14 protein-coding genes, 1 tRNA gene and 1 other RNA gene are annotated in these 13,898 nt (G+C 72.8%); 8 read left to right on the top strand and 8 right to left on the bottom strand.

The window, feature by feature from the left end:
- Nucleotides 1–117: 117 nt before the first annotated feature.
- Entirely contained in the window at nt 118–1,317 is a 1,200-nt protein-coding gene (locus MFF56_RS07520) for a GNAT family N-acetyltransferase (protein ID WP_066921036.1), read from the bottom strand.
- A gap of 298 nt (nt 1,318–1,615) precedes the next feature.
- Between MFF56_RS07520 and MFF56_RS07515 the strand changes: the two genes are divergently transcribed.
- A complete protein-coding gene (locus tag MFF56_RS07515; protein WP_238229900.1) occupies nt 1,616–1,921 on the top strand; it encodes a hypothetical protein in 306 nt (101 codons plus the stop codon).
- Between the two features lie 104 nt (nt 1,922–2,025).
- Here the strand turns inward: MFF56_RS07515 and MFF56_RS07510 are convergent.
- The 3 genes from MFF56_RS07510 to MFF56_RS07500 form a co-directional block, all read right to left on the bottom strand.
- Nucleotides 2,026–2,101: transfer RNA gene (locus tag MFF56_RS07510), tRNA-Phe, on the bottom strand.
- 82 nt (nt 2,102–2,183) lie between these two features.
- A complete protein-coding gene (locus MFF56_RS07505) occupies nt 2,184–2,378 on the bottom strand; it encodes a DNA gyrase inhibitor YacG (RefSeq protein ID WP_238229899.1) in 195 nt (64 codons plus the stop codon).
- On the bottom strand, nt 2,375–3,076 hold the full coding sequence (locus MFF56_RS07500) for a Maf-like protein (protein ID WP_082772976.1): 702 nt from the start codon (nt 3,074–3,076) through the stop codon (nt 2,375–2,377). The genes MFF56_RS07505 and MFF56_RS07500 overlap by 4 nt, the downstream gene beginning before the upstream one ends.
- A gap of 146 nt (nt 3,077–3,222) precedes the next feature.
- On the opposite strand from MFF56_RS07500, the gene ssrS reads away from it, so the two are divergent.
- From ssrS to MFF56_RS07475, 5 genes are all read left to right on the top strand, one after another.
- Nucleotides 3,223–3,380: non-coding RNA, 6S RNA (gene ssrS / locus MFF56_RS07495), on the top strand.
- A complete protein-coding gene (locus tag MFF56_RS07490) occupies nt 3,370–3,963 on the top strand; it encodes a 5-formyltetrahydrofolate cyclo-ligase (protein ID WP_066921040.1) in 594 nt (197 codons plus the stop codon). Before ssrS ends, MFF56_RS07490 begins: the two co-directional genes overlap by 11 nt.
- A 37-nt stretch (nt 3,964–4,000) precedes the next feature.
- Nucleotides 4,001–4,819, top strand: a complete 819-nt coding sequence (locus MFF56_RS07485; protein WP_066921041.1) for a TIGR00282 family metallophosphoesterase — start codon at nt 4,001–4,003, stop codon at nt 4,817–4,819.
- A 220-nt stretch (nt 4,820–5,039) separates the two neighbouring features.
- Entirely contained in the window at nt 5,040–5,936 is an 897-nt protein-coding gene (locus MFF56_RS07480) for a MotA/TolQ/ExbB proton channel family protein (protein WP_238229926.1), read from the top strand.
- A gap of 4 nt (nt 5,937–5,940) precedes the next feature.
- Nucleotides 5,941–6,954: a peptidoglycan -binding protein gene (locus tag MFF56_RS07475; RefSeq protein WP_066923715.1), complete on the top strand. Its 1,014-nt coding sequence runs from the start codon at nt 5,941–5,943 to the stop codon at nt 6,952–6,954.
- Between the two features lie 563 nt (nt 6,955–7,517).
- Here MFF56_RS07475 and MFF56_RS07470 read toward each other — a convergent pair.
- The 4 genes from MFF56_RS07470 to MFF56_RS07455 form a co-directional block, all read right to left on the bottom strand.
- Nucleotides 7,518–7,802, bottom strand: a complete 285-nt coding sequence (locus MFF56_RS07470) for a hypothetical protein (RefSeq protein WP_066925735.1) — start codon at nt 7,800–7,802, stop codon at nt 7,518–7,520.
- Nucleotides 7,799–10,096 (bottom strand): FdhF/YdeP family oxidoreductase, encoded by a 2,298-nt coding sequence (locus tag MFF56_RS07465; RefSeq protein WP_066925738.1) that lies wholly within the window; start codon nt 10,094–10,096, stop codon nt 7,799–7,801. Before MFF56_RS07465 ends, MFF56_RS07470 begins: the two co-directional genes overlap by 4 nt.
- Before the next feature lie 352 nt (nt 10,097–10,448).
- Nucleotides 10,449–11,522 (bottom strand): quinone-dependent dihydroorotate dehydrogenase, encoded by a 1,074-nt coding sequence (locus tag MFF56_RS07460; protein WP_066925741.1) that lies wholly within the window; start codon nt 11,520–11,522, stop codon nt 10,449–10,451.
- Nucleotides 11,519–11,866 (bottom strand): DUF952 domain-containing protein, encoded by a 348-nt coding sequence (locus tag MFF56_RS07455; protein ID WP_066925744.1) that lies wholly within the window; start codon nt 11,864–11,866, stop codon nt 11,519–11,521. Before MFF56_RS07455 ends, MFF56_RS07460 begins: the two co-directional genes overlap by 4 nt.
- 213 nt (nt 11,867–12,079) lie before the next feature.
- Here MFF56_RS07455 and MFF56_RS07450 point away from each other — a divergent pair, with 213 nt between their 5' ends.
- Both MFF56_RS07450 and MFF56_RS07445 read left to right on the top strand, forming a co-directional pair.
- On the top strand, nt 12,080–12,712 hold the full coding sequence (locus tag MFF56_RS07450) for a S24 family peptidase (protein ID WP_066925747.1): 633 nt from the start codon (nt 12,080–12,082) through the stop codon (nt 12,710–12,712).
- Between the two features lie 86 nt (nt 12,713–12,798).
- A complete protein-coding gene (locus MFF56_RS07445) occupies nt 12,799–13,896 on the top strand; it encodes an ATP-binding protein (RefSeq protein ID WP_066925750.1) in 1,098 nt (365 codons plus the stop codon).
- The last annotated feature ends 2 nt before the right edge of the window (nt 13,897–13,898 follow it).

Below are 13,898 nucleotides of genomic sequence, written 5' to 3'. Positions count from 1 at the left end.
GCGCACCGCGCCGCCTCTAGAGCGCTCTCCGCAGGGATGGGCGCCGGTTCGACGCCCGAGATGCGTTGATGCAGGAGGCCGGAGCCGTTCCAGGTCGCCACGCGACCGGGAGCCGATCTAGCCCGATCGTTCACCGGGGCCGGTCTCGACGAGGCCGGCCCCGCGCGCGTGGGCCTCGCCGCGCGGCCGCCGTCCGAACCCCTTCAGGGCGGCGCCGACCCGCTCGCGCCAGGCTTTGGCGCGCGGCCTCAGATGGCGGACGTAGGCCAGCAGCATCCAGCCGCGCAGGCGCAGCGGCACGGCATAATCCCGCACCCTGACCGCCCCGCTCGCCCATTCCGACTTGTGCCGCGAGGCCGGCGCCAGGAAGTCGAGCACGGCGATCCCGAGATCGGCCGCGTGGTCCACCATGTGGCGGAACAGCAATCGGCCCGGCCCGAACGCCGCGTGGCGGGCCTCGTAGGCCTGGACCAGGGAGGCGTAGGTGCCCTGGTGGATCAGCCCGGCCTCGATGGCCGCGGTCTCGCCGCCGACCGTGAGCCGCAGGATGAGGGCGTTGGGGCACTCGGCCACGCCCCGCAAAAAGGCGGCGTTGGCCGGGTGGGCGTAGCCGGCGCTGAACCGCCCGGTGCGACGCAGCCAAGCGTGCTTGAGCCGGAGGGCCTCCGCCATCGCCCCGGCGCGCCCCTCGGGCGCGACGACCTCGAACATCACCGGCCCGGCCTCGGCGAGGTGGCGCAGGTTCCGCTGGAGCGCGTTCCGCGTCCGGCCGGAGCGGCGGCGCGCGCCCTCGCTGCGGAAGTCGCAGAACGGGGCCTCCGTCTCGCGCGTGGCGAAGCGGCCGCGCGTGGCCACGAGCGGCGCGATGGCCGCGTCCTCCCGCACGCCCCTGAGCAGGACGGCATCGACGTCCCGCATCGCGCGCACCCCCCGCCAGGCCGCCGCCAGCCACTCCGCCCGCTCGGCTCCGGGGGCGACCAGCGCGTCCGCGTTCTGGGTCGCGGGCTCGCCGAAGCTGCGCAGCACGCGCAACGGTCCGAGCCTGCGGATCGCGAGCGGCCAGAGCAGGACGAGATGGCCGTCCTGGTGAACCGTCACGATGCGCGGCGTCTGTCGGCAGCCGGCGCGGCGCGCGGCGTCCTCCCAGGCCCGGCACCATGCGTAGCTCTGGAAGACGCCGCCGCCCGCCCGGGCTTCGAGCGCGGTCCACGCGTCGCGCAGAGCCTCGAGATCCTGGCTGACGCCGACGCTGCACGCCGCGCGCGCCGCGCCCGGTAGCGCGACGCCGAAGGCGCGCGCTGGAAGAGCTTCGAGCATGTGGAAGCGGTCCTCCCCAGATATCGCGCCCCCGCGGGCTGCGCGATGGAGAGTATTTACGCACATGCCGTGATCGAAGGCACATGCATTCCCGATGAGGATCGGATATCAAAAGGATCTAATCCGGAAGTGCTTGGCCTCCGGCCGCCCCGTATCTCGTGCGGCCTGTCGCGCAGCCGGACCGCGACGATCTGCGACCGCCGACGCCCCGGTCCGCGCGCTTTGCCGCGACGGCGGTCGGCGGCTATGAGGGGCGGCGTGCGAGCGCCCGCTGCGGCTCGCGTCCCGGGAGGTCACGGTGCCGGACAGGGCAGGCTTGGCTCTCATCGCGCTCGTCGCCGGTCTGGCGATGCCCGCTCCGGTCCTGGCCTGGGGCGTGCCGGGATGCGTCGATCTTCCGGAATACGAGCGGGCGTTGGCCACCCTGCGCGGCATGGCGAGCGCGTGCGGCATGAGCGTCGAGGAGGCCCGACGGATCGTGGCCGCCAACGGCAACCGGCCGGGAGGGCTGGTCGGCAGGCTCCTGGCCGACCCGCCGCCGTCTGGGACGACGTCCGGCTCGCCCGATCCGGCGGAGCGCGCCGCTCGACCGCGCGCGCGCTGACGCGCTGGCTGTCGGGAAGGCGGCTTCCCATGCTGTCGACACCGCGGAACGCTCGCTCGCGCGGCATCCGGACGGACAGAAGGTACAAATTTTCAGGGGAAAGATGGTGCCCAGGGGCGGAATCGAACCACCGACACTGCGATTTTCAGTCGCATGCTCTACCAACTGAGCTACCTGGGCGACATCCGGGCCGCTCGGCGGCGTCGGATGGCGGTCGTATACGGGGCGTTTTCGGTCCTGTCTAGCCTCCCCGCGGCGTCCGTCACGTTTTCTCGTTCTGGTCGTCGTGCGGGGAGGGGCCGGTGTCGTCCTGGTCCTCGCCCGGGATCACGTAGCGGTCGCTGAGCCAGCGGCCGAGATCGACGTCGGCGCAGCGCTGGGAGCAGAACGGCCTGTAGGCCGGTGCGGCCGGCTTGCCGCAGATCGGGCAGGGGGCGGGCGCCTCGCGCGTGCTCACGCCATCGCCCCCCAGCGCGCCCGCACGGGAAAGCCCTCGCCCTCCAGCAGGGCGGCGGTCTCGTAGAGCGGCAGGCCGACCACGGCGCTGTAGGAGCCGACGAGCTTCACCACGAAGGCGCCGGCCAGCCCCTGGATGGCGTAGCCGCCCGCCTTGCCCCGCCACTCGCCCGAGCCGAGATAGCCCTCGATCTCCCGGCCCGAGAGGCGCTTGAAGCGCACCCGGCTCTCGACCAGGCGCTCGCGCCGCGCGCCGCGCGGGGTGAGTAGGCAGAGGGCCGTGTAGACCCGGTGCTGCCGGCCCGAGAGCAGGCGCAGGCAGTCGGCCGCCTCGTCGGGCAGCTCGGCCTTCGGCAGGACGCGGCGGCCCACCGCCACCACCGTATCGGCGGAGACGAGCCAGGTGCGCTCGTCCCCGCCCGACCGCTGCAGAGCGGCCGCCGCCTCGTCAAGCTTCTCGCGGGCGAGCCGGCGGGCGAGGTCGCGCGGCGCCTCGGCCTTGCGCGGCGTCTCGTCCACGTCCACGGGCAGGAGCGCGTCCGGCTCGATGCCGATCTGCTGCAGGAGCGCGAGGCGGCGCGGCGAGGCCGAGGCCAGGATGAGGCGCGCGCCCGGAAGCGCCGCGACCTCCGTCGCGCTCTCGGCCGACTTGAGGCCCTGGTCCGCGGGGGCCTGCTCCGCGCTCGTCTGCTGGGTCATGGTCTTCCGGTACGCGCCGCGCGATGCCCCGCCGGAAGGGGGCTTCGGGTCCCGCGGGTGGTAAATGAAGGTCCGCGGGAAAGAAACAACGGGCCCGAGCGCTCCGGCCCCTGGCGCGGGTCGCCCGTCCTCGCTACATGGTGACGGCGGGGCTGCAGAGTTCGTCAGGAGAACTTTTCCCCGGGGCCTTATCGACTCCCTCGGGAGCTGTTCCTGGCCTCGTCCGTGGACCTGGCCAACACGGCGCCCACCTACGCTGTAGGTTTCCCGGGATCGATCCTCCAACGGCTCACGTGGCTCCGCACCCCGCTTCCCAGAATTCGAAGGCCGAGCTGCGCCGCGCCGCGCTCGCCCGCCGCGATGCCCTCCCGGCGGATCGCCGGGCCGAGGCCTCGCGCCGCGTCGCCGACGCCGTGCTGGCGATGCCGGCGCTGGCCGAGGCCCGCCTCGTCGGCGCCTTCTGGCCGATCCGCAGCGAGATCGACCCGCGCCCGATCGTCGAGGGCCTGTTCGCCCGCGGGCAGCGCGTGGTGCTGCCGCAGGTCACGCCCGGGGGGCTCGTCTTCCGCGAGTGGCGCGCCGGCGAGGCGCTGGTGCGGGGCGGCTTCGGCCTGTCCGAGCCCCGGTCCGACCTTCCCCCCCTCGATCCCGACGCCCTCGTGGTCCCGCTCGCCGCCTTCGACCGGCAGGGCCAGCGCATCGGCTACGGCCGCGGCTACTACGACGGCGCGATCACCCGGCTCTCGGCCCTGCACCCGGTGCTCACCGTCGGCATCGCCTTCGCGTGCCAGGAGGTGGAGCACGTGCCGGCCGAGCCGCACGACCGCCCCCTCGACCACGTGGTGACAGAGGACGGCCCGGTTCCGCTCGCCCGCGAACCGGCCTAACCTCCGCCCGCCCGCCTTCTCCGAACCACGGATCACCATGCGCCTGCTCTTTCTCGGCGACGTCGTCGGGCGTCCCGGCCGCTCCGTCGTCGCCGAGCACCTGCCCGGCCTGCGCGAGCGCTGGCGGCTCGACTGCGTGGTGATCAACGGCGAGAACGCCGCGCACGGCTTCGGCATCACCGAGACGGTCTGCGACGAACTCATCCAGGCCGGCGCCGACGCGGTGACGCTCGGCAACCACAGCTTCGACCAGCGCGAGGCGCTCGTCTTCATCAACCGCCAGGAGCGGCTGGTGCGCCCGGCGAACTACCCGCCGGGCACGCCGGGCCGCGGCGCCTGCATCGTCGAGACCCGCACCGGGGCCCGGGCCCTCGTGGTCAACGTGATGGGCCGCGTCTTCATGGACGCGATGGACGACCCCTTCGCGGCCGTCGAGCGCGAGCTCTCGGCCTGCCCGCTGGGCGAGGCGGCCGACGCCGTGATCGTGGACGTCCACGCCGAGGCGACGAGCGAGAAGCAGGCCTTCGGGCACTTCCTCGACGGTCGCGCCAGCCTCGTCGTCGGCACCCACACCCACGCGCCGACCGCCGACCACCGCGTCCTGCCCGGCGGCACGGCCTACATGTCGGATGCCGGCATGTGCGGCGACTACGATTCCGTGCTCGGCATGCAGAAGGACGAGCCGATCCGCCGCTTCCTTCAGAAGACCCCGGGCTCCCGCTGGGAGGTCGCGGGCGGGGAGGGCACGCTCTGCGGCATCGCGGTCGAGACCGACGCCCGGGGCCTCGCCGTCGGGGCCTGGGCCGTGCGGATCGGGCCGCACCTCTCCGAGACCTGGCCGAAAGCCTGGGATTAGGCGCTGCAAGGCCCCTGCGCCGCACGCGCCGCGGCTTGATCGCTCAGGGCGCTGCCGCCACAGTGCCGGCCCGTCCGGCGCGCGCGCGCCCTCCTTCAGCCGCGAGACGCGACCGATGGCCGCCCTCCCCACCACCACGAGGCCCCCGGCCGAGCCGAGAGCGGCCGGACCGGCGACCGCCAAGCCCGTGATCACGAAGCCCGGCATCTACCTCGTGCGGATGCTGGTCTTCCTGATCCTCGTGGGCTTCCTGGCCTTCGTGCTGTTCCGGCAGATCACGCCGGCCTTCCTGGCCAATCCGGGCCTCAACGGCCTGATCCTCGGCGTGCTCCTGATCGCGGTGCTGCTGGCCTTCGGGCAGGTGCTGCGCCTGTTCCGGGAGGCCGCCTACGTCAACGCGGTGGCGGCCGGCGCCGAGGCGCGGGCGCCGCGCCTGCTCAAGCCCCTCGAGCCGGCGGTCGCGGCGCGGGCCGGCGGCGCGGCGCTGCCCGGGACCCGGGCCTTCCTCGACACGGTGGCGGCGCGCCTCGACGAGGGCCGCGACAGCCTGCGCTACATCGCGGGCCTGCTGATCCTGCTGGGCCTGCTCGGCACGTTCTGGGGCCTCATCGACACGCTCTCGGCGGTGGGCTCGGTGATCCGCTCGATGCGCGGCGGAGGCGACGCCGCGGTGATGTTCGACGAGCTGAAGAACGGCCTCGCCGTGCCGCTCTCAGGCATCGGCCTGGCCTTCTCGGCCTCGCTCTTCGGCCTCGCGGGCTCCCTGGTGATCGGCTTCCTCGATCTCCAGGCGGGTCAGGCGCAGGCCCGCTTCCACAACGAGCTGGAGGACTGGCTGACCTCCGGCAGCGAGGCGGCCGCGCCGCTCTCGCTCTCCCAGGGCACCGGGGCGCGCGAGCTTCAGGAGGCGGTCGATCGGCTGACCGGCGTGATCCAGGAGGGTGCCAACGGGCGCGCCGCCGCGCAGGCCATGGCGAACCTCGCCGAGGGGATCCAGGGCCTCGTCCAGCACATGCGCTCCGAGCAGCAGATGATCCGCGACTGGGTCGAGGCGCAGGCGAGCCGCGAGCGCGAGCTGAAGCAGGTGCTCGACCGGCTCGGGCGCGAGCGGGTCTAGGGCGGTGGCCTCCCGCATCGCCCGCCGCGAGCGCGGCCTCAACGTCTGGCCGGGCTACGTCGACGCCCTCGCCACCCTGCTGCTCTCGGTGGTGTTCCTGCTCACCGTCTTCGTGGTGGGGCAGTTCTTCGTCTCGCAGGAACTGTCCGGCCGCGACACGATGCTGGCCCGGCTCAACCGGCAGATCGCCGACCTCACCGACCTCCTGGCCCTCGAGCGCTCGAACCGGCGGGGCGACGCGGCGTCGCTCGATTCGCTCCGCTCGTCGCTGGCGGCGGCCGAGAGCGCGCGCGACCTGGCCCGGGCGGAGGCCCAGGCCGCCGGGGCGCAGGGAGGGCAGGCGGGCGAGCTCGACCGCCAGCTCCAGGCCGAGCGCGGCGCGACCCGGCGGGCCCTCAACCAGATTGACCTCCTCAACGAGCAGCTCGCGGCCATGCGGCGCCAGCTCGCGGCACTCGAGGACGCGCTTGCGGCCTCCGAGCAGCGCGACCGCGAATCCCAGGCCCGCATCGCCGACCTCGGCAGCCGCCTGAACGTGGCGCTCGCCCAGAAGGTGCAGGAACTCGCCCGCTACCGCTCCGACTTCTTCGGACGGCTGCGCCAGATCCTCGGCTCGCGGCCCGACATCCGGGTGGTCGGCGACCGCTTCGTGCTGCAATCCGAGGTGCTGTTCCCGGCGGGCTCGGCCGCGCTCAAGCCCGAGGCCGCGCCGGAGCTCGACCGCATCGCCGCGGCGGTCTCCGATCTCGCCCGGCAGATCCCCGCCGACCTCGCCTGGGTGCTGCGGGTCGACGGGCACACCGATGCCCGGCCGATCGCGAGCGCGCAGTTTCCCTCGAACTGGGCGCTCTCGGCCGCCCGCGCCATCGCGGTCGTGCAGTACCTCGCGGCCAAGGGCATTCCGCCCCAGCACCTGCTCGCGGGCGCCTTCGGCGAGTTCCAGCCCCTCGACGCCGGCACGACCGACGAGGCCTACGCCCGCAACCGCCGCATCGAGATGAAGCTGACGGAGCGGTGAGGGCAAGCGTCGCGGGTGCCGCTCTCTTTCCGCCCTGCGGGGAGGGCGATCGCGTAGGCCGAACGAAGTCCCGATACTGACGGGGCTCGGGTCCCCACACCCTCAGCGGGAGAGGTCTGCTTTCGCAGAAAGCCGGTCGAGGAACGAGAATTGTCAGAACCGGGCGCGGCAGGCCCGCTCGACAGCCTTGTGCCCCATCCGTCGAGTTTTCATACCGTTCCGGTCGAAGAGTTCGGTTTGAGGCATCGTCTCAGGACGAAGCGCGGGTGCCCTCTCCCATAGGGAGAGGTCTGCTTTCGCAGAAAGCCGGGTGAGGGGTATGAGGCTTCAGGACGAAGCGCCGCTCTGAACGCGCGTCGATGGCGTGCTCAGTCCTGCAAGGTCATACCCCTCACCCCAACCCTCTCCCTATGGGAGAGGGGGGCGCGGCGTGGTTCATGCTCGATCCGATGCCCGTCCGCCTTCTCGACGAGATCGGGTCCAGAGACGTGAAGCCGATAGCCCGTGGAGCCGGCAGGGAGCGCGGTGGGCGTGCCTCCTCGCCTGGAACGGACTTCCCCGCCTCAGGCCGCCTGCCGGAACAGCGTGCGGGCCTCGTCCGTCGGAGCGAAATGGGTGCGCTGGGTGCGCGGGTCGCGCTCGGTCACCGCGACGAGGCCGGCCTCGTCGAGGCGCGAGAGGGCGCGCAGCACGTGGGCGTGGGCCACGTCGAAGATCCGGGCGAAGCTGCGGGTGTCGGGGCTGAGCCCGAGATGCGGAGCGGCGAGGAGACCCGCTTCCAGCCGCGAGAGGTCGGGGCGGCGCGTCTGCAGCTCCTCGACCGTGCCGATGAACTCAACTTCCGTCATGCGTGTGTCCGTGCCTGGAGGGTGACGAGGACCGACTTCGAGGTCGGCGTGTCGCTCTGCGCCCCTGCGGTCGAGAGCGGCACCAGCACGTTCAGCTCCGGGTAGTAGCCGGCGAGCGCGCCGCGGGGCATGTCGAAGGGCACGAGGCGGAAATCCTCCGCCACCCGCTCGACGCCGTCCCGGTGCGCGCCCCGGATATCGACCCGGTCGCCCAGCCGGGCACGGATCTCGGCGAGATCCTCCGGATGGGCGAACACCACGCGCCGCTCGCCGTAGACGCCGCGGTAGCGGTCATCCAGGCCGTAGACGGTGGTGTTGTACTGGTCGTGGCTGCGGAAGGTCTGCAGCACGAAGGTGTCCTCCGTGCCGGCCGCCCGCTGGTGCTCGGTGGCCTCGGGCAGGGCGTCGTCCGAGAAGGTGGCCCGGCCGGCCTCCGTCTCGAAGACGCGCTCCGCCGCGAGGTTGCGCAGCATGAAGCCGCGCGGCCGGCGGACCCGGGTGTTGTAGCCTGCAAAGCCCGGGATCGTGCGCTCGATCAGCTCCCGGATGCGGTCGTGGTCGTCGGCGAGCGCGGCCCACTCCACCCGCTCCGAGCCGACCGTCGCGGCGGCGATCCCGGCGATGATCGCCACCTCCGAGCGCAGGTGCGGCGAGGCCGGCCGGTTGATGCCGCCCGAGCCGTGGACCATGCTCATCGAGTCCTCGACGGTCACGATCTGGGTCTTGCCGCGGCTGTTGCGGTCGATCTCGGTGCGGCCGAGGCAGGGCAGCAGGTAGCCCACCGCACCCGGCACGAGGTGCGAGTGGTTGAGCTTCGTCGCGATGTGCACGGTGAGCCGGCAGGAGGCGAGCGCCCGCGCGACGAGGGCGGAATCGGGCGTGGCGCGGGCGAAGTTGCCCCCGAGCCCGATGAAGGCCCGGGCCGAGCCGTCGAGCATCGCGCCGATCGCGGCGAGCACGTTGTGGCCGTGCCGGCGCGGCGCCTCGAAATGGAACTCGCGCTCCAGCGCGTCGAGGAGGGCCGCGGGCGGCTTCTCGTTGATGCCGACCGTGCGGTCGCCCTGCACGTTCGAGTGCCCGCGCACCGGGCACAGGCCCGCGCCGGGCCGGCCGATATGGCCGCGCAGGAACATCACGTTGGCGATCTCGCGGATCGTCGCGACCGAGTGGCGATGCTGCGTCACGCCCATCGCCCAGGTGGCGATCACCCTGTCGGCGCCGAGATAGACCTCGGCCATCGCCTCGATCTCGGCGCGGGTGAGGCCCGACTGGTCGAGGATGGCGTCCCAGCCCGTCGCGTCGACGGCCGCGCGCCACGCGTCCAGTCCGGCGGTGTGCTTGGCGAGGAACGGCCGGTCGAGGAGCGAGGGCTTGCCCGCGGCGAGCGCCGCGTCGTCGACCGCGAAGATCGCCTTCGCCATGCCGCGGAAGGCCGCCATGTCGCCGCCCAGCCGCGGCTGCAGGTAGTGGCTGGCGATGGGGCGGCTCGCGCCGCGCAGCATCTCCACGGTGTTCTGCGGGTCGGCGAAGCGCTCCAGGCCGCGCTCGCGCACGGGGTTGAGCACCACCACGCGGGCGCCGCGCTCGGCGGCGCGGCGCAGGTCGCCCAGCATGCGCGGATGGTTGGTGCCGGGGTTCTGGCCCACGCAGAAGATCGCGTCGGCGCGCTCGAAATCCTCCAGCGTCACCGTGCCCTTGCCGGCCCCGATGGCCTGGGTGAGCGCGATGCCGCTCGCCTCGTGGCACATGTTGGAGCAGTCGGGGAAATTGTTGGTGCCGTAGAGCCGGGCGAAGAGCTGGTAGAGGTAGGCGGCCTCGTTCGAGGCGCGGCCCGAGGTGTAGAACTCGGCCTGGTCCGGGTGGGCGAGCGCGTTGAGCTCCTGCCCGATCTCCGCGAAGGCCGCCTCCCAGGAGACCGGCAGGTAGCGGTCGCTTCCCGCGTCGTAGCGCATCGGATGGGTGAGGCGGCCCTCGCCCTCGAGCGCGTGGTCGCTCCAGCCGCGCAGCTCCGCGACGGTGTGGCGCGCGAAGAAGGCCGGGGGCGTGCGCTTGTCGGTGGCCTCCCAGGAGACCGCCTTCACGCCGTTCTCGCAGAACTCGAAGGAGGAGCCGTGCTCCGGGTCGCCCCAGGCGCAGCCCGGGCAATCGAACCCGTCGGGCTGGTTGGCCTTCATCAGGGCGCGGGCGCCCGAGAGCGGGGCGCGGCTGCCCAGCAGGTGCTTGCCGCAGGACTTGAGGGCCCCCCAGCCGCCGGCCGCGGAGGAGCGCTTGGGAGACGCGACCGGGTGGTCCATGTGCTTGTCTCGGAAGAAGACCGTATGCTGCCGCGAGATAAGCGTCGAACCCCGGCCCGCTCAATCGCGTGCGGGCGCAGGCCCCTCATGCGCAGAAAGCGTGGGTCTAGCGCCTTGTTCTTATACTTGTTCGAACTTGCGAACGCGCGGCGACGGTCGCGATCTGCTTGCGGGCGGGTGTTCGGGGATCGACGGAGTCTGGTTGTCGATCGACAACGACTTTCAGTCGAGCTGCGCAGTTCGGCAAAACGGTGCCGGTTCCGGGAGGGAGCGGCATTTTTGTTCCGGCCGGAAGCGGGATCTCATATCCATCCTCCCCGGAATCCGGCACGCTGCCGCGCCACCCGATGCCTCAGCCCTCCGCGAGAACCGCCGCGTCCCGCCCGACGGCCGCCGCGAGGTTCGGGAGACCCTCCCGTTGCAGGCGATCGAGCAGCCCGCGCTTGATCGCGCCGACGAGGCCCGGGCCCTGATAGACCAGGGCCGAGTAGAGCTGCACGAGGCTCGCGCCCGCCCGGATCTTGGTCCAGGCGGCCTCGGCCGAATCGACGCCGCCAACGCCCATCAGCGGTACCTTGCTCCCGACCCGCAGGTAGGTCTCGGCCAGGAGCTTCGTCGCCGGGCCGAAGAGCGGGCGGCCCGACAGCCCGCCGGCCTCCCGCGCCAGGGCGGTCTCCGTCAGGCTCTCCGGCCGCGCCACCGTGGTGTTCGAGACGACGAGCCCCTGCACGCCCCGCCGCAGCGCGGTGGCGCAGATCGCGTCGAGGGCGTCGAGGGTGATGTCGGGGGCGATCTTCAGGAGCACCGCGGCGCTCGCGCCCGTCCCGTCCCGCGCCGCCACGACCCGGGCGAGCAGTTCGTCCAGGAAGGCCTCGCCCTGGAGGTCGCGCAGGCCCGGCGTGTTCGGCGAGGATACGTTGACGGTGACGAAGGCGACGTGGGGCGCGAGCCGGGCCGTGCAGGCCACGTAGTCGGCGAGCCGGTCGGCGGCCTCCTTGTTGGCCCCGATGTTGACCCCGACGATCCCCGGACGGCCCCGGCGCGCGGCCAGACGCCCGGCCACCACCTCGAGCCCCTCGCTGTTGAGGCCGAACCGGTTGATCACCGCGCCGTCCGCCGTCAGCCGGAACACCCGCGGGCGCGGGTTGCCGGGCTGCGGGCGCGGCACCACGCCGCCGACCTCGACGAAACCGAACCCGAGGCCGAGCAGCGCGTCCGGCACCGTGGCGCCCTTGTCGAAACCCGCGGCGAGCCCGACGGGATTGGGCACCGTGCGCCCGAGGAGCTCGACGGCGAGGCGCGGGTCGTCGGGGGGCGGGCGGCGCGCCGGAAGGGCCGCCAAGGCACGCAATGTCAGGTTGTGGGCCCGCTCCGCGTCGAGCCCGTGGAGCACCGGCCGGACCAGGGGGAACAGGACTTCGATCATGCCCCGATCTCCTTGGGGAAGACGTGGCGCCCGTCCGCCCCGAGGGCGAGCTCGGCGACCGAGCGCACCGCCGCGAGCGGCAGGTCCCCGTAGAGGTGCGGGAACAGGTCGCCCCCGCGCGAGGGCTCGAATCGCAGCGCCTCGCCCAGCGCCTCGGCCTCGACCGCGACCAGGAGGAGATCGCGCTGGCCCGCGAAGTGTCGCGCTGCCGTCTCAGGGACTTGCGCCGCCGTGGAGAAGTGGATGAACCCGTCGGCCACGTCCACGGGCGCCCCCGTGAACCGGCCCGAGCCCTCGGCCTCGCGCCAGAGGGCGCGCGGACAGATCTTGAAGATGAGAGGCATGCGCAGGTCCGATCGTTGCAGGCCGTCGATACGGCGCGGGGCCGCCGCCTGACAACCGTCCGCACGCAACGCGCTCGAGCAGACGCGCGGCCGAGCTTGTCGAAAAGGGGCGCCGGACCGGCAATGAGTGGTTGCATTCCGCGGTTTGTAGTTCTACTTTCCTACAACTAGGCCGTGCGTCTTTGCGGCCCGTTGAGGCACCGAGCCCGACAGATGTTGTCCCACGAGCAGATCTGGACCGCCATCGATCGACTGGCGGAACGTCACGGCTACTCCCCGTCCGGGCTCGCCCGCCGCTCGGGGCTCGACGCCACGAGCTTCAACCGCTCCAAGCGGATCGGCGCCGACGGCCGCAAGCGCTGGCCCTCGACCGAATCGGTCTCGAAGGTGCTGGCGGCGACGGGCGCGAGCCTCGACGAGTTCCTGCGCCTGATCGAGGCGCGCGAGGGACCGGTGCGCTCGACGGTGCCGCTCATCGGCATGACGCAGGCCGGCGTCGGCCGCCTCTTCACCGAGGAGGGCATGCCGACGGGCGGTGCCGGCTGGGAGGAGGTCGACTTCCCCGATCTCGGCGAGGAGCGCGCCTTCGCGCTGGAGGTGCAGGGCGACTCGATGATGCCGCTGTTTCGCGACGGCGACGTGCTGATCGTCTCGCCCTCGGCGAGCGTGCGCAAGGGCGACCGCGTGGTGGTGCGCACCCATACGGGCGAGGTGCTGGCCAAGGAACTGCGGCGGCGCACCGCGCGCACGGTCGAGCTGGTCTCGCTCAACCCCGATCACGAGGATCGCGTCCTCAACGTGGGCGAGATCGCCTGGATCGCCCGGGTGATGTGGATCCGCCAGTAGCGGTCGGCCGGCAGGCTTGGCCGTCGAGGTGGGGGCGGTTAACGCTGGTTGGGTCGCGGGCCCGGCCCGCTCCACCGGATGATGCCATGGCGGAGCCCGTACTGAATGGCGGCGAGCGCGGCCGTGAGGACGCCATCTCCGCGGCCGCAGCCCTGCTGGATCACGCGGCGGTGCCGGCCTTCCTGCTCGAGGATTCCGGCGCGCAGGCGCGGTTCGTCTACGCCAACTCCGCTTTCCTGGCGCTGACCGGTTACCCGCGGGACAGGGTCGTGGGCGGGGACCTGCGTCTCCTCCTCGGCGACCGGACCGAATCCTTGGGCGACGAGCCCCTCGATTTCCTCGGGGCGCGGATGGACGGGGCCACCTACTGGGGCTGCCTGACGCTCGGGACGGTCTCGGGCAGCGCGCTGCGGCTCGGGCAGGTGGTCGATGTGACCCGACGCCGGGACGTCGAGGGCGCGCTCGCGCTCTCCCGCCAGCGCGAGGCGCTCGGCCTGCTCACCAACAGCGTGGCGCACGAGTTCAACAACTTCCTGCAGATCCTGATCGGCTACATCGACGGGCTGAAGCGCCGGCTGGGCGACCGCCCCGAGCCTTTCGTCCAGCGCGCCATGAGCCGCTCGACGGACGCCACCGAGCGGGCCGCCGTGCTGACCCGTCAGCTCCTCGCCTTCTCGCGTCGGATCGCACCGGACGTGCGGGCGATCGACTTGGACGCGGTCGTGGCGGAGGCCGCCGTCGCCATTCGCCCGACGCTCCCGGAGCGGGTCCGGCTCGACGTGGCGACGACGCCCGACCTGCCCTGGGCCGTCGCGAACCCGACCCAGGTCGAACTCGCGCTGCGCCACCTTGTCGCCAATGCCTGCGAGGCCATCCCGGACCGAGGCTCGATCAGTCTCGCGACCTTCCGCATCCTGCCGGGCGAGCGCTCGATGCAGCATCCGAGCGAAGGGGCGGTGGGCGTGAGCGTGACCGACACGGGAAGCGGCATGTCGCCGGAGATGCTGGCCCGGGCGCTCGCGCCCTTCGCGACGAGCCATGAGGCCGGCCGTGGCGCGGGCCTCGCCATCGTCCACGGCCTAATGAAACGACAGAACGGCACGATCAGCCTGGACAGTCGTCCCGGCGAAGGCACGCAGGTGCGTCTCGTCTTCCCGGCCGCGATCCGCCGCGACGGGGGCTGATC

This window comes from Methylobacterium hispanicum (assembly GCF_022179285.1).
GTDB classification, from domain to species: domain Bacteria; phylum Pseudomonadota; class Alphaproteobacteria; order Rhizobiales; family Beijerinckiaceae; genus Methylobacterium; species Methylobacterium hispanicum.
This window is presented reverse-complemented; position numbering and strand designations above follow the sequence as displayed.

Bases quoted from the DNA above. Each gene is read 5' to 3' on its own strand.
- MFF56_RS07480 (WP_238229926.1), top strand. From the start codon at position 5,040: ATGCTGGTCTTCCTGATCCTCGTGGGCTTCCTGGCCTTCGTGCTGTTC.
- MFF56_RS07460 (WP_066925741.1), bottom strand. From the start codon at position 11,522: ATGATCGAAGTCCTGTTCCCCCTGGTCCGGCCGGTGCTCCACGGGCTC.
- MFF56_RS07450 (WP_066925747.1), top strand. From the start codon at position 12,080: ATGTTGTCCCACGAGCAGATCTGGACCGCCATCGATCGACTGGCGGAA.
- MFF56_RS07485 (WP_066921041.1), top strand. From the start codon at position 4,001: ATGCGCCTGCTCTTTCTCGGCGACGTCGTCGGGCGTCCCGGCCGCTCC.
- MFF56_RS07455 (WP_066925744.1), bottom strand. From the start codon at position 11,866: ATGCCTCTCATCTTCAAGATCTGTCCGCGCGCCCTCTGGCGCGAGGCC.
- MFF56_RS07520 (WP_066921036.1), bottom strand. From the start codon at position 1,317: ATGCTCGAAGCTCTTCCAGCGCGCGCCTTCGGCGTCGCGCTACCGGGC.
- MFF56_RS07500 (WP_082772976.1), bottom strand. From the start codon at position 3,076: ATGACCCAGCAGACGAGCGCGGAGCAGGCCCCCGCGGACCAGGGCCTC.
- MFF56_RS07470 (WP_066925735.1), bottom strand. From the start codon at position 7,802: ATGACGGAAGTTGAGTTCATCGGCACGGTCGAGGAGCTGCAGACGCGC.
- MFF56_RS07465 (WP_066925738.1), bottom strand. From the start codon at position 10,096: ATGGACCACCCGGTCGCGTCTCCCAAGCGCTCCTCCGCGGCCGGCGGC.
- MFF56_RS07445 (WP_066925750.1), top strand. From the start codon at position 12,799: ATGGCGGAGCCCGTACTGAATGGCGGCGAGCGCGGCCGTGAGGACGCC.